This window comes from Myxococcus sp. CA005 (assembly GCF_006518205.1).
Taxonomy (GTDB): Bacteria; Myxococcota; Myxococcia; order Myxococcales; family Myxococcaceae; genus Myxococcus; species Myxococcus xanthus.
In genome coordinates this window covers 69980-83834 of the sequence record NZ_SRLV01000017.1, presented here as the reverse complement: position 1 = coordinate 83834, position 13855 = coordinate 69980, and the positions used below count along the sequence as shown (strand labels likewise).

Sequence of the window (13855 nt, the reverse complement as noted above, 5' to 3'; positions counted from 1 at the left end):
AAGCATGCAACCCGGTTCTCACGCTTTGAGGACGAAGGGGGGCTTGCTAGCATCCGTCCCCATGTTTCTCATCACCCTCGCTGAAAAGGGCGGCGGGACCGAGCAGCGCGAGTATCACAAGAATGAAGTCACCATCGGCCGTCTGCCGGGCAATGACATCATCCTCGCGAAGGGCAACGTCTCCAAGTACCACTCGCGAATCGTTGCCAAGGACGGGAAGTTCATCATCGTGGACATGAAGTCCACGAATGGCACGTTCGTGAACGGCAAGAAGATTGCCGCGCCCCAGGTTCTCAAGCCGACCGACCAGGTCTACATCGGCGACTACATCCTCAACGTCGAGGCGCTCGAGGACGAGGGCCCGGTGATGACCCGCGCGGGTCAGCCCGAAGAGGAGTACTACGACGAGCAGGGCGAGGAGCCCTACGAGGACGAGGAAGGGGCTTACGAAGAAGACGAGCCCTACGAGGAGGAGGAAGAAGAAGCGCCGCCTCCCGCGCCCGCTCCCAAGGGCATGCCGGCGTCGCTGGCGTCCGCCCTGGCGAAGAACAAGCGCAAGGTGGATCCGCGTCAGGAGCGCTACACCCGGCTCCAGAAGGAAATCCATGACCGGCTCATCGAGTACCTCGATCTGCGCCGCATGGACATGGACCGGCTCGGCGACGACGAGCTGTGGCGCCGCACCGAGAAGGCCATCCGCGACATCATCGACCAGATGGAAGCGGACGGAGAGCTTCCGGAGGACGTGGACCGCGAGGAGCTGCTCACGGACGTCATCAACGAGGCGCTGGGGCTCGGGCCCCTCGAGGCGTTCCTCGCGTCGGATGACATCAGCGAGATCATGGTGAACCACGCCAACCAGATCTACATCGAGCGCAAGGGCAAGCTGACCCTGTCGGAGAAGACGTTCTCCTCCAACCAGGCGGTGCTCGGCGTCATCGAGCGCATCGTGGCGCCCATTGGCCGCCGCATCGACGAGTCCAGCCCGCTGGTGGACGCGCGCCTCAAGGACGGCAGCCGCGTCAACGCCATCATCCCTCCGCTGGCGCTGAAGGGTCCCTGCATCACCATCCGCAAGTTCAAGAAGGACTCGCTGAAGATCGCGGACCTCATCAAGTACAAGACCGTCACGGCGCAGATGGCCGAGTTCCTGGAGATGTGCGTCAAGGCCCGGCGCAACATCGTCATCTCCGGCGGCACCGGCTCCGGGAAGACGACGACGCTGAACATCATCAGCTCCTTCATCCCGGAGGGTGAGCGCATCATCACCGTGGAGGACGCCGCCGAGCTGCAACTGCCGCAGGACCACTGGGTGCAGCTGGAGAGCCGGCCGCCCAACCTGGAAGGCAAGGGCGCCATCACCATCCGCGAGCTGGTGAAGAACTGCCTGCGCATGCGGCCCGACCGCATCGTCGTGGGTGAGTGCCGCTCCGGTGAGACGCTGGACATGCTCCAGGCCATGAACACCGGCCACGACGGTTCGCTCACCACGCTCCATGCGAATACGCCGCGAGACGCCATCGCCCGCTTGGAGACGATGGTGCTCATGTCCGGCATGGACCTGCCGGTGAAGGCCATCCGTGAGCAGATCGCCAGCGCGGTGCACATGATCGTGCAGCAGACGCGCTTCTCCGACGGCACGCGGAAGATCTGCTACATCACCGAGGTGTCCGGCATGGAGGTCGATATCGTGACCCTCCAGGACATCTTCTATTTCAAACAGGATGGCTTCACGGAGGACCACAAGGTCCGTGGCCGCTACGTCGCCTCCGGCTTCGTGCCGAAGTTCTACGACGAGCTGCAGCGTAAGGGCATCCCCGTCAACATGAGCATCTTCCGCGAGGACTGACGCGCCCATGGCCACCCTGGTCGTCCGTCACCCCGACGGCACTGAGAACGAATTCGCCATCACGGGCGAGCTGAAGATTGGCCGCCAGCAGGGCAGTGACATCCTCATCACCGAAGGGGGCGTGTCGCGTACGCACGCGCGCGTCTTCGACGAAGGCGGCACCGTCTTCATCGAGGACGTGGGCAGCGCCAACGGCACGTTCGTCGACGGCCAGCGCATCATGGAGCCCACGGCCCTGACGCCGCAGTCGGAGGTCCTCCTCGGGGACTACGTGCTGCGTCTCAAACCGGCCGCGGTGCGGGGTTCTGGGGCCCGGCGCTCGGCGGCCAGGCCCGCGGCGGGGGGCGATGAGCCCATGCCGGTGGGCGACGAGGGCGGCGGTGTACGCGCCACCCGGGCCATGCCCAGCATCAAGAAGGGCTCCGGCGCAGCGAAGAGCGAGCCCGGCGCGGCGCTGGCGAAGCGGCCCGCGCGTCCGGCACGTCCCGCCCCGGGTGGCGGCGCACGTCCGGCGCCGGCGGGTGGCCCGGTGCTTCGCGGCATGGTCGGTCCCTGGGCCGGCCAGACATATCCGCTCAAGGGCAAGGTGCTGGTGGGGCGGCAGCCGCCCGCCGGCATCATGCTGGATGACGACTCCGTGAGCCGCCGCCACGCGGAGCTGGAAGCGACCAGCTCGGGCGTGACGGTGCGGGACCTGGGCAGCGCCAACGGGACGCTGCTCAACGGCGAGCCGTTGGACCAGACGCCGGTCCCGCTCGAGCCGGGGGATCAGCTCCAGTTCGGCGTGGTGGAGATGACCTTCGAGCCCGAACCGTCCGCGGTGCCCGTGCGCCGGGGCGCGGCGGGCGCGGCGCGTGGGGGCGCGGACGAGGATCCCGCCGCCAAGCGCAAGAAGCTCATCATGGTGGCGGCCGGGCTGGTGGGCGTGCTGCTGATGGTGGGCATGGTGTCCTCCATCCTGAACCCCAAGCCGGTGGACGTTCAGGGGCCGGGCGGGGCCGCGCAGATGGATCCGACGCAGAAGATCCAGGACCTGCTGAGCGAGTGCCGCTCCTACGCATCCAGCGAGCTGGGCGCCCCCAACTGGGAGAAGGCCCACGAGGTCTGCACCCAGGCATTGGACCTGGACCCCATCCACCCGGAGGCGAACACGCTCATCCGGCGCATCAAGCTGGAGAAGGAGTCCTTCGAGTACTACTCGCAGGGCGAGCGGCTCCTGCAGCGCCTCAAGCCGGAAGAGGCCCTGGAGTCGTTCCGGAAGATCCAGAAGGAGAGCGAGTACTTCCGCCGCGCCCGCGCCAAGGCGCGCGAGGCCGCCGAGGCGGTGACGAAGCGCGCACAGGAGGACTGCAAGCTGTACCTGCGTGACTCGCAGTGGAGCGCCGCCGTGTCACGCTGCGAGGTGTACATGGCGGTGTGGTGCCAGTCGAAGCCGCGCGAGGACCTGCAGCCGCCCCTGGGCTTCACGCTGAAGCTGGAGGGCCGCCTGCGCCGCGACGAGTGGCGGCCGAAGGATCCGATGTTCGTGAAGTTCCTCATCGCGCGGCAGAAGATGGACGCCAACGCGGCGCCCTGGGTGTGCCCGGTGGCGGAGGTTCTGGCCGGTGACGAGCGGGTCGCGGACCCGCGCACCTTCGTCATGGAGGCGGCGAAGAAGCGCTTCCCCAACAAGCTGATGCAGGCCGCGCTCCTGGACTACTGGGGTGGCCGTGGCAGCGAGGCGCTGGCCACCATGCAGAAGCTGCGCGCCAACTACGAGGCCGCGCAGTACCACGCCGAGGCGGACGAGCTGATGAAGATCATGTCCACCGTGGATCAGCTCTTCAAGGTGGGCCAGAGCTATCTGGCCGCCGAGGATCCGGAGAAGGCCGCGGAGCCCTTCCGCGAGGCGCTGGCCACGGACAAGGCGGTGATGCTGGAGCTCGCGGAGTCCAAGCCGTCCTTCTACCGGCGCAACATCCTCCAGGACATCGCGGAGAAGTCGTACCAGCGCGGCAAGCACTGGGCCGACCGCGAGGACCGCCGCCGCGCCTGCCGCGTGTGGAAGCTGGGGTTCAGCTTCTACGCGGGCAATCCGAACCTGAACAAGGCGGCGGCCTTCTGCTCCTCGAGGGCACTGGAGGCCTTCCGTGCGGCGTCGGGCTGCGGCGACATGGCGGTGGCGCTGGACTACGCCGTCAAGGGCGACGGTGTGGAGGAGATGGTCGTCGCGAAGCAGGCGGAGCTGGGCTGCAAGTAGCACGCGTCGTGGACAGGGCCGGGCGGGCGCGCTAGGCACGGGGGCATGGTCGACACCAGCCCTTCGCGCTCCGCGCCCACCCTGGTCCTCATCGACGCGTCCGGCTTCATCTTCCGCGCCTACCACGCCATCCCTCCGCTCACGACGAGCAAGGGTGTGCAGACCAACGCCGTGTTGGGCTTCACGCGCATGGTGCTCAAGGCCCTGCGTGAGCTGAAGCCCACGCACGTGGCGCTCGCCTTCGACAAGGAGAGCCGCACCGAGCGCCAGAAGATTGATCCAACGTACAAGGCCAACCGCGAGGGGCCCCCGGAGGACCTGGTCCCCCAGTTCGCCCTCATCCGCCGCGTGGTGGAAGCCATCAACGTGCCCGTGCTGGAGGTGGCCGGCTGGGAAGCCGACGACGTCATCGGCACGCTGGCCGTGAAGGCGAAGCAGGAGGGCTTCTGCGTCCAGGTCGTCACCGGCGACAAGGACTTCGTGCAGATTGTCGACGACGACGTGCGCCTGTACGACCCGATGAAGGACGTGCACACGCTGCCCGCGGACGTGAAGGCGCGGCTGGGCATCGAGCCGGGGCAGATGCGGGACTACCTGGCCCTCATCGGCGACGCGGTGGACAACGTCCCCAAGGTGCCGGGCATCGGGCCGAAGACGGCCACCGAGCTCATCCAGCAGTTCGGTGACGTGGAGACGCTGCTCTCGCGCCTGGATGAGGTGAAGAAGCCGAAGATCCGGGAGAACATCGCCTCGCACCGCGAGAGCCTCCTTCGCGCCAAGGTGCTCGTCACCTTCAAGACGGACCTGTCGCTGGACGTGCGCATGGCGGACCTGGCCCGCCGGCCGGTGGACGCGCAGCGCTCGCGCGAGCTGTTCACCGAGCTGGAGTTCTTCGCCCTCCTCAAGGAGCTGCCCCAGCAGGACGGTGTCGCCGGGGCACCCGATGAGGTGAAGGAGAAGCCCGCGCCGCTGGCGGTGACGCCGCGGCTGGTGGGCGCGGACGCGGAGCTCGCCCAACTGGCGGGCGCCGTGCGCGAGGCGGGCGCCGTCACCCTGATTCCCGCCTACGAGGGCTCGCCTTTCGGCGCGAAGCTGGTGGGCCTGGGCGTGGCGCTGCCGGACGGGCAGACGGCGTATGTGCCACTGCGGCACGCGCAACTCGGCGTCACCCAGGTGCGGCCGGAGGCCTTCACCGCGGCCTTCCGCGAGGTGCTGGAGGACGCGGCGGTGAAGAAGGGCGGGCATGACCTCAAGGCGCTCAGCCTGGTGCTGGCCAACGACGGCATCACCCTGCACGGCGCACACGACGACGTGGAGTTGCTCAGCTACCTGCTCAACCCGTCCCGCCGCGAGCACGCGCTGGTGGACCTGTCGCGCGAGCGGCTGAACACGGAGCTGCCGCCGCTGCCGCCCGCCGCGGAGGGCAAGCGCGGCAAGAAGGACCGCGCGCTGGCGGACCACACGGTGGAGGAGGTGGCCACCGGCTTCGCCATCCGCGCCGAGGCCGCGCGCCGGCTGGCGCCCGAGCTGTGGAAGGAACTGGAGGCGGCGAAGCTGGCGGCGCTGGCTCGCGACATGGAGTTGCCGCTGTTGCCGCTGCTGGCGCAGATGGAGCGCAGGGGCGTGCTGCTGGACACCGCCGAGCTGTCGCGCACTTCCGTGAAGGTGGACGCCGCCGTCGAGGCGCAGGTGAAGGAGGTCTACCGGCACGCGGGCCGCGAGTTCAACATCGGCTCCAATCCGCAGTTGGTGGAGGTGCTCTTCACGGAGCTGAAGCTGCCCATCATCAAGCGGGGCAAGACGGGCCCGTCCGCGGACCAGGAGGTGCTGGAGAAACTGTCCGAGGAGCACCCGCTGCCGGGCGCCATCATCGAGTACCGCAGCCTGTCCAAGCTGAAGAGCACCTACCTGGACACGCTGCCCACGCTGGTGGCCGCCGACGGGCGCATTCACACCACCTACCACCAGGCGGCCACCGCCACCGGACGCCTGTCCTCCACCGACCCGAACCTCCAGAACATCCCCGTCCGCACCGACCTGGGCCGGGAGATTCGCCGCGCCTTCGTGGCCGCGGAAGGGCACCAACTGGTGAGCGCGGACTACAGCCAGGTGGAGCTGCGGCTGCTGGCGCACATCGCGAACGACCCCGTGCTCATCGAGGCCTTCCTCCATGACGAGGACATCCACACCCGCACCGCGGCCGAGGTGTTCGGCGTGGCCAAGGAGCAGGTGGACCGCGAGCAGCGCCGCGTCGCGAAGATGGTGAACTTCGGCATCGCCTACGGCCTGTCACCGCACGGCCTGGGGGCGCGGCTGGGCATTGCCCAGGACGTGGCCCGCGACATCATCGAGCGGTACTTCACGCGCTACGCCGGCATCCGGCGCTACCTGGAGGAGACTGTCGATAGGGCGCGCAAGACGGGCTACGTGGAGACGCTCTACGGCCGCCGCCGCTACATGGCGGACCTGAACTCCAAGAACCGCGGCGTGGCCCAGGCCGCCGAGCGCGCCGCCATCAACATGCCGATTCAAGGCACCGCCGCGGACCTCATCAAGAAGGCCATGCTGGCGGTGGACGAGGCGTTGACGGCCCAGAAGCTGCGCACGCGGATGCTGCTGCAGGTCCACGACGAACTCCTCTTCGAGGCGCCAGACGCGGAAGTGGAGCAGGTGAAGGCGCTGGCGGTGAAGGCCATGTCCTCGGTGGCCGACCTGAAGGTGCCGCTCAAGGTAGAGGTGGGCGCGGGGCGCAGCTGGGCGGACGCGCACTGACGCGCGGGCAGGGCGGGGCGGCGCGAAAAAATACGGGAGGAGCGCCCACCCCCGTAGGCGCCCCTCCCGCATGCTCCACCCGCGGCCCCCACAGCCGCTGCTGCACACCCTGCGACAAATGCGCCGACCCGTCCGACCGGCGAGTCGCGTGGACCCCCATCCACGCGTCTTGCCAGCGGCTCGCGGTGCGCGCTCACCACTCCCCAGCGGGAGCACGCCTTCCCACAAAGCGCGCCATGGGCCCCCACCCAGGCACACTCCCTCCCGCCGGTCTCGGACGCGCTCGTTTCCGGGCACGTCAAGTCGAACGGGCCGGCCAACCCCTACACGCCCTCAGTGCATTGCCGTACGTCCGTCTCCCGTGTCCGGGGACACGCGCCGCGTCCGGGAAGGACGCTCGAAGTACTCGACGACCAACCCACCGAAGGGCACCCGCGGGCCATCCGCTCGCGGGTCCTTCATCCGTTGGAGGAGCGCCACCGCGGAGTCCACGGCTTCGTCCACGGCGCGGTTGATGCGCTCGCGCTCCCAATCCCCGCCACCGAGCACCTCGGAGGCATCCACCAGGCAGCGCCGCAGCGCCGCGAATTCGTCATAGAGCGAGCGGGCGCCCCGGTGCGCCGACAAGCGCAGCACCGCGCGCGTGCGGCTCCAGGGACTGGACTCCTCGCCCGCGAGCGTCCGGCCCAGCTCGCGGATGAAGGGCTCCACCAGGTTGTCCAACTGGGTGGGGGCGCCCCGCGACGCGTCCGAATCGGGCGCCGCCAGCACCATCCGTCGCCACAGCGCGGAGATTCGATCCGGCTGCTGACGGAAGAATCGCGCCAGCACGGCTGCCTTACGTCCACGCTCGCTCATGTCCAGTGCCTTCCGCATCGCGTACGGAAGCCAAAGCAATCCATCGGCCAACACCCCTGGGATAAGTCTTCCCAGTGAAATCAGCCATTTGCCTTGAAGGGATGGGCAGGCAGAGGAGCAGCGCGCCTGTAGAAACTACAGGCCCCGCCCTGTAGTCATGGCAGGACGGGAAGGGCGACGTTCAGTGGAGGGTGGGCTTCGGCGGCCGGCCGTTAAGGCCGTCTTCGTCGTCCAGTTCACCCGGGAGGTCGCTGATGGCGCTGTCCGCGGGCGCCTCGCTGTCCTGGGCTTCCAGGTGGGCTTCCGTGCCCTGCGAGCCCGCGGGCCAGTCCGGCCAGGTGGAGTCCCCGGCACTCACGGCGGTGCCTTGCGCCTGGGCCTGTGCGGCCTGGGCGGCCAGCAGCCGCAGCGCGGCGTCCTCCGCGGCATCCTGGGCCGCCATCTCCGCGAGCTTCGCGGCGCGCTGCTGGCGGCGGCGGGCATAGGCGGCCACGCAGAGGAAGGACGCGCTCAGCCAGACGAGCGCGGAGCTGGTGGTGAGCGGGAGCCAGCCGTAGCGCGCGGCCAGGCCTTCACGCCAGTCGGTCTCCTCCACCAACAGCGAGGTGCGGAAGGCCTTGCCAAAGGCCGTCTCGAAGGGCTCGCCGCGCGCCACGCCGTCCACGAGCGCGGCCATGGCCTGGGGGCCGAACTTCGCCGACAGGTGCGCGACGAAGGCGGCGCTCTGCGCGTAGGCGATTTCCACGTCCGACGGCACGTCCGGCCAGGCCCGGTCGAGGTGCTCGAAGTGGAACACGCGCTCCTGGGTGACAGCCCGGAAGAGGGCGGAGTAGTGCGTCAGGGAGTAGCGCTCCCCGGTGACGTACTGCGCGACGCCTTCCTGGAACCAGCGGGGCCACGACGGGGCCAACTGCCCCAGGGCCACGTGCGCCAGCTCGTGCCGGAGCGTCTGCTGGCCCTCCGGCTCATGGAGGCTGAGCGCGTCCAGCAGGATGATTTGATGGGCGGGGTAGGCCAGCGCCACGGCCCATCCCGGGGGCTTTCCGCCGGGCAGCGCCAGGGCCTCGAACTCCTTGCGGCCCACGCCCAGGCGAATCTCGGTGACGCCCGGCCAGTCCTTGCCCAGGATGGTGCCGAACCTGTCTCGGACACCTTCAATCTGCCGGGACAGCTCGTGCGCGGCCGCGGTGGCGGCGGCGGTGTGGAGGATGCGGAAGCGCTTCGTCGTCACGTCCCCGCTGACCTGGGGCGGACGCGTCAAGGGCACCAGCGCGGCGTCCGTCACGACGTCATGGGCGTGGGTGCCATGAGGGCCGCCTGGTTCCTGGGCCCAGGCCCCGGGGGCGGCGAGCAGCAGGAGCAGGACAAGCAGGTGGCGCATGTGCGGCGGCCTCACGTTCCCACTGACATAACAGCCTCGCCCCAGGTTGCAGCAACCTCACCGCGCGGCGCGGTGCGTCAGGAGTCGCCGTTGGCCTTCTTCTGGGACAGATACGCGACGTTGTCCTCGACGCGCGCGTAGTCGCGGTCCGCGAACGTGGGGCTCTTGAAGGTCTCCAGCAGCTTCTGGTGGGCATCCAACACGGAGCGGACCTGCGACTCGAATTGGGTGCGCTGGCGCTTCAGCTCGTTGATGTCCTCCACCACCTGCACCAGCCGCTGGTGGGCACCGTGGACGATCTTCTCCGCCTGATGCTCGGCGTCCGCGATGATGATTTCCGCTTCCTTCTTCGCGGCGTCCTTCAGGTCCTCGCTGATGCGCTGGGCGGTGACCATGGTCTCCTGGAGGGTGCGCTCCCGTTCCTGGTGCTGCTCCACCTTGAACTGGGTGCGCTTCACTTCCTCCTTGAGCGCGATGTTCTCCTTCACCACCTCCTCGAATTCACCGGCGATGAGCTCGAGGTAGGCCTCCACCTCACGGCGAGAGAAGCCGCGCAGGGCCGTTTCGAACCGCTTCTGCCGGATGTCGAGCGGAGTGATTTTCATGACGCCGCAGTGTAGCGCAGGGGCGTCACATCTCCAGGAATCGGCCCTTGACCTGGGCGCCGGCGCTGGCGGGTGGTGCCTGCATGGCTGCCCGACGGGCGGGCGTCAGCGGCGCGTCGCGTCCCACTGAGTCACGACGGCGCGCGCGGCGTTCTGCACCCCCGCGGTGAGCCGCGAGTCGACAGCGGCGTCCTGGACAGCCCGGCGCGCGGTGGGCGTGCGCTGGAAGACGAGCCCGTTGAGCGCCTGGATTTTCAGCGCGTCCGGCAGCCGGGGGTGGCGCACCACGTTGGCGAGAATCTCCTCCGCGCGGGCGTGCTGGAACAGCGTGACGGCCCTCAACGCCGCCTGCTGGATGCGGGGGTTGGGGTCCCACAGGAGCGTGGCCAGCGCGTCTAGGGCGCGGGCATCTCCCAGCAGCGCCAGGTCTTCGATGGCGATGGCCCGAATCTCCTCCGGTGCGGGCCGCACCGCCCCCAGGAGGCCCCGCAGGAGGGCGGCGTCGTCCATCGCGGGCGCCGGCGCGGCCTCCACCGGGGGCGTGGGCGCCGGACCCGGGGGGGACGAGGCTTGGGCACGGGCGGCGGTGGCAAGGAGCAGGCCAGCGAGAAACAGGGGACGCATGGAGGCCCTTCTAACCCGGGGCGGAGAGATTTTCTTGACGCGATCTCCCATCGTGGGACCTTCCCCGCGCTACAGGCGTGTTGCAAACGGGAGCAAGGTTCGATGAACGCGGCGGCAGCGAACTGGCAGACACTGGAAAACGTCGATGTGGAGTGCACCCACTGCGGCATCCGGATGACCCAGCAACCGGGGACCCGGGTTCGCTACTTCCGGTGTTCCGGGTGCCACCGCTGGGTGTCCAGCGTGTACTCCGACGTCTTCCGGGCGGACGCGAAGGTGCGCACGCACCCGGTGAAGGACACCGGCGCCCAGGACGAGCAGTTCATCGAGGTCAAGGACCGGCTGGACCGGTGGCTGTCCGCGCTGGAAGAGCAGGACCCCTACCGGCTGCTGGGTGTCTCGCCGCTGGACTCGGCCGACACCGTTCGCGCGCGTTACCACGCGCTGGCAATGGAGCAGCACCCGGACCGTGGCGGCTCCGCGGAGAAGATGCGCGAGCTGAACGCGGCCTATGAGCGCATCCTCCGGCACCGCCAGCGCAAGCGTCAGGAGGCGCTGTCGGCCGGAGCGCCCGTGGCCTCCGCCTCCGTCCTTCCCGCGCGCAGCAGGTAGGCCCAGAAGAGCGCCCCCAGGACCAGGCCCAGCCCCGCCTTCAGCCAGGTGGGGAACATGTCCCCTGGGGAGACGTAGCCCTCCACCACGCCGATGAGGGCGAGGAAGGGCGCGCAGCCCAGCACCAGCTTCACCGCTTCCCGCCCGCGCACCGCCAGCGCCTGTCCCCGAGGCAGCTCCCCCGGGTCGATGAGCGCCTGGCCCACCATCAGTCCCGCCCCGCCGGCGATGACCAGGATGGACAGCTCCACCGGGCCGTGCGCGGCGATGAAGTCCAGCAATCCCCCCAGCATGCCCTCGCGGGCGCACAGCGCGCTGATGGCGCCGATATGCACCCCGTTGTTCACCAGCAGGAACAGCGTGCCCAGGCCGCCGGTGAGGCCCAGGGCGAAGGTGACAATGGTGACGGTGAGATTGTTGGTGGCGATGCCGGACGCCACCGAGTTGGGCGGCGCCACCGACAGGATGTCATCCGTCCACATGCGGCCCTGCGCCACGTAGTGGCGCACGCCGGAGGGCACCAGCAGCTCGGCGCCCCGGGGCTCCCACAGCACCACCAGGGCGCCCAGCAGGATGCCCAGGATGAACAGCACGGCGCTGGCGCCCACGAAGCCACGCTCGCGGCGCAAGGTGGCGGGGAACTCGCGGCGGAAGAAGTCCCGCACCGCGGGCCAGCGCTCGCGCGGCGGCTGGTAGATGGACGCGTAGGCCTGGCCACAGAGCTGGTTGAGGAAGCGGTGGACATCCGTGCCGGCGTAGAAGGTCTGCGCGTGCGCCAGGTCGGCGGACGCGCGGCGGTACAGCGTGTCCAGCGTGCGCAGCTCGCCCAGCTTCAGCGTGCCGGAGCGCTGCTTCGCCAGCAGGGCCTGGAGCGCATCCCAGTCCGCGCGGCGTTGGGCCACGTAGGCGGGCAGGGGCGTGGCCATCTCAGCGCTCTCCCTGGACGCGGGCGCGCAGGAAGGCCTCGGTGCGCTCCTCGGACGCCAGCACCGCCGCGCGTGCTTCCGCGTCGTCAGGCCCCACGCGCTCCACCAGCCGCGCGCCCAGCCGCTGCCGCACCTCTGGCGCCAGCCCCGGCGCGCGCGAGAGGAAGGACAGCACCAGCTCCACGTCCTCCGGCGACAGGGGCCGCGCACCCGTGCTCTGTGGCAAGGGCACGGACGCGGCCGGAGCGGCGGTGTACTTGTCCAGGTCGATGCGCTCCTCGCGCACCAGCAGCGTGCCGGCCAGCAGGTCTCCCAGGCGCCGGTGCTGACGGGTGAGCAGCATGCTGACACAGGCGGCGGCGTACAGCATGGGCAGGAAGTCCACCGCGCGGCAGAGGTTGCGCACCGCGCTCTCGTAGACACCCACGGGCGAGCCGTCCGTGCGCACCACCCGGATGCCCAGCACGCGCTTGCCCACCGTCTGGCCGTGGAAGAAGACCTCGCTCACCGTCCAGTACAGCCACTGCGTGGCGAAGACGCCCACCACCAGCAGCGTCTGCCCCACGCCCGACAGCGCCTGGAAGACGCCGAGCACGTCCGACACCAGCAACGTGAAGACGAAGTAGGCCACCAGCCAGAAGAAGAACAGCAGGCTCGCGTCCACCAGCCACGCGAGGCACCGGTAGCCGATGCCCGCGATGGGAAGCGTGAGCGCCACGCGTTCGGGGGTGGCGACGTCGAGATGGGGAGTCGGAGCGGAGCGCATGCGGGGTCGGCAGCATACACGTCTGCCTTCCTCCCACGCCTCCATGTCGCACCCCCTTTTTTTGCTTGGACTTGCGGGACTTTCAGGGCCCAGACGCATGTGTCACGGTTGACAGACAGCGCCGTGCGGGAGGGGGCTTTCATCGACTTGTGGACGCCCGGGCGTGTCCGGCTCCGGACAGCGATGACGAACCAACGGATGAAACCCCTGTAACGGGCTCTGATTCATGCACACTGGACACTCCCATTGGGGCTGGTTCGCGTCTGCGCTTTCCCGGTGATAGGGTTTCTGCGTTGGACCATGAACCTGGGCCGAAGGAGGTGCGGCCCGCAGGGACGTCAGGAGTAGCTGAAAGTCAAAAACAGCCAGGAGTCGAGTCGTACATCGGTAGGCCGACTCCGGAGTGGCTCAGCGGACGCGCTCGTTCTTCCCTGTCATGCAACCCACTGGCCCAGGTGGTACCGGAGCCGGCTGTGGTCAGTTGTCTGTTCATGCAGTTTTCGCCATGACGGCTGGGGGGCCTTCGCATGGCAACCAATCAAGCAGCGATTCGTGTATCGATTCTCGAAGGACCGTGGGCGGCCTGGCAGGGCCTGGCCGACGGGCTCCGTGGTGAAGGCGTGCAGGTCTCCTCGGTGACGAGGGACGTGCGCCTGTTCCTCGACAGCCTGGGGACAGACCCGCCGCAGGTCGCGGTGATGGACGTGGAGGGCGACAGCGAGGCCGCCGTGGGCTGCTCCGTCACGGAAGGCATCAATCTCCTGCGGGAGGCGCGCAAGCGCCGGCTGGAGGTGCGGATGCTGCTGCTCTCCGCGGTGAGCACACCGGAAATCATCTCGCAGTGCTTCGACGAGGGTGCCTCCGGCTACCTGTTCCGCGCGGGGCTGGGCACGACGGCGGTGGCGTCCGCCATCAACTCCCTGGTCCGAGGCGAGCGGCTGTTTCCGGTGCAGCTCCTGAGGAACGACTTCGAACATCCACCGGTGACGTCACCCACCGCGAGCGTGCTGCTGGCGCTCACGCAGCGCGAGCGCGAGGTGCTGGCGTATGTCGCGGGCGGCGCGGACAACCTGAAGATTGCCGCGCACCTGCAAATCGCCGAGCGCACCGTGAAGTCCCACGTCACGCAACTCTACCGGAAGCTGGGCGCGGAGAACCGCACGCAGCTGGCGCTGAGGGCGTGCCACCTGGGCGTCCGGCCGCCGCCGGACCTCTAGGCGTCG

Annotated in this window: 11 protein-coding genes; 5 read left to right on the top strand and 6 right to left on the bottom strand. The window is 69.1% G+C overall.

The features are described from left to right. Positions 1 to 61: 61 nt before the first annotated feature. From FMQ63_RS10330 to polA, 3 genes are read left to right on the top strand one after another with little or no spacing between them, the layout of a single operon-like run. Positions 62 to 1849: an ATPase, T2SS/T4P/T4SS family gene (locus FMQ63_RS10330; RefSeq protein WP_011553157.1), complete on the top strand. Its 1788-nt coding sequence runs from the start codon at positions 62 to 64 to the stop codon at positions 1847 to 1849. A 7-nt stretch (positions 1850 to 1856) separates the two neighbouring features. Continuing rightward, positions 1857 to 4088, top strand: coding sequence for an FHA domain-containing protein (locus FMQ63_RS10325; protein WP_011553158.1), 2232 nt, complete (start codon positions 1857 to 1859; stop codon positions 4086 to 4088). Between the two features lie 45 nt (positions 4089 to 4133). Continuing rightward, positions 4134 to 6860 (top strand): DNA polymerase I, encoded by a 2727-nt coding sequence (gene polA / locus FMQ63_RS10320; RefSeq protein WP_011553159.1) that lies wholly within the window; start codon positions 4134 to 4136, stop codon positions 6858 to 6860. Positions 6861 to 7193: 333 nt separating this feature from the next. Here polA and FMQ63_RS10315 read toward each other — a convergent pair whose 3' ends face one another. The 4 genes from FMQ63_RS10315 to FMQ63_RS10300 all read right to left on the bottom strand — a co-directional run bounded on the left by FMQ63_RS10315 (position 7194) and on the right by FMQ63_RS10300 (position 10328). Further along, positions 7194 to 7736, bottom strand: a complete 543-nt coding sequence (locus tag FMQ63_RS10315) for a hypothetical protein (protein WP_090494907.1) — start codon at positions 7734 to 7736, stop codon at positions 7194 to 7196. A 163-nt stretch (positions 7737 to 7899) separates the two neighbouring features. Beyond that, positions 7900 to 9099: a peptidase MA family metallohydrolase gene (locus tag FMQ63_RS10310; RefSeq protein WP_171452223.1), complete on the bottom strand. Its 1200-nt coding sequence runs from the start codon at positions 9097 to 9099 to the stop codon at positions 7900 to 7902. A 77-nt stretch (positions 9100 to 9176) separates the two neighbouring features. Beyond that, positions 9177 to 9704 (bottom strand): DivIVA domain-containing protein, encoded by a 528-nt coding sequence (locus FMQ63_RS10305; RefSeq protein ID WP_011553162.1) that lies wholly within the window; start codon positions 9702 to 9704, stop codon positions 9177 to 9179. A gap of 105 nt (positions 9705 to 9809) precedes the next feature. Further along, positions 9810 to 10328 (bottom strand): HEAT repeat domain-containing protein, encoded by a 519-nt coding sequence (locus FMQ63_RS10300; protein ID WP_020478567.1) that lies wholly within the window; start codon positions 10326 to 10328, stop codon positions 9810 to 9812. Positions 10329 to 10430: 102 nt separating this feature from the next. Here FMQ63_RS10300 and FMQ63_RS10295 point away from each other — a divergent pair, with 102 nt between their 5' ends. Then, positions 10431 to 10940, top strand: coding sequence for a J domain-containing protein (locus FMQ63_RS10295; protein ID WP_011553164.1), 510 nt, complete (start codon positions 10431 to 10433; stop codon positions 10938 to 10940). Here FMQ63_RS10295 and FMQ63_RS10290 read toward each other — a convergent pair. Beyond that, positions 10874 to 11866, bottom strand: coding sequence for a stage II sporulation protein M (locus FMQ63_RS10290; RefSeq protein ID WP_011553165.1), 993 nt, complete (start codon positions 11864 to 11866; stop codon positions 10874 to 10876). The genes FMQ63_RS10295 and FMQ63_RS10290 overlap by 67 nt on opposite strands. A 1-nt stretch (position 11867) precedes the next feature. Next, positions 11868 to 12632, bottom strand: a complete 765-nt coding sequence (locus FMQ63_RS10285; protein WP_026114164.1) for an RDD family protein — start codon at positions 12630 to 12632, stop codon at positions 11868 to 11870. Between the two features lie 527 nt (positions 12633 to 13159). On the opposite strand from FMQ63_RS10285, the gene FMQ63_RS10280 reads away from it, so the two are divergent. Further along, entirely contained in the window at positions 13160 to 13849 is a 690-nt protein-coding gene (locus FMQ63_RS10280; RefSeq protein ID WP_011553167.1) for a response regulator transcription factor, read from the top strand. Positions 13850 to 13855 lie beyond the last annotated feature (6 nt).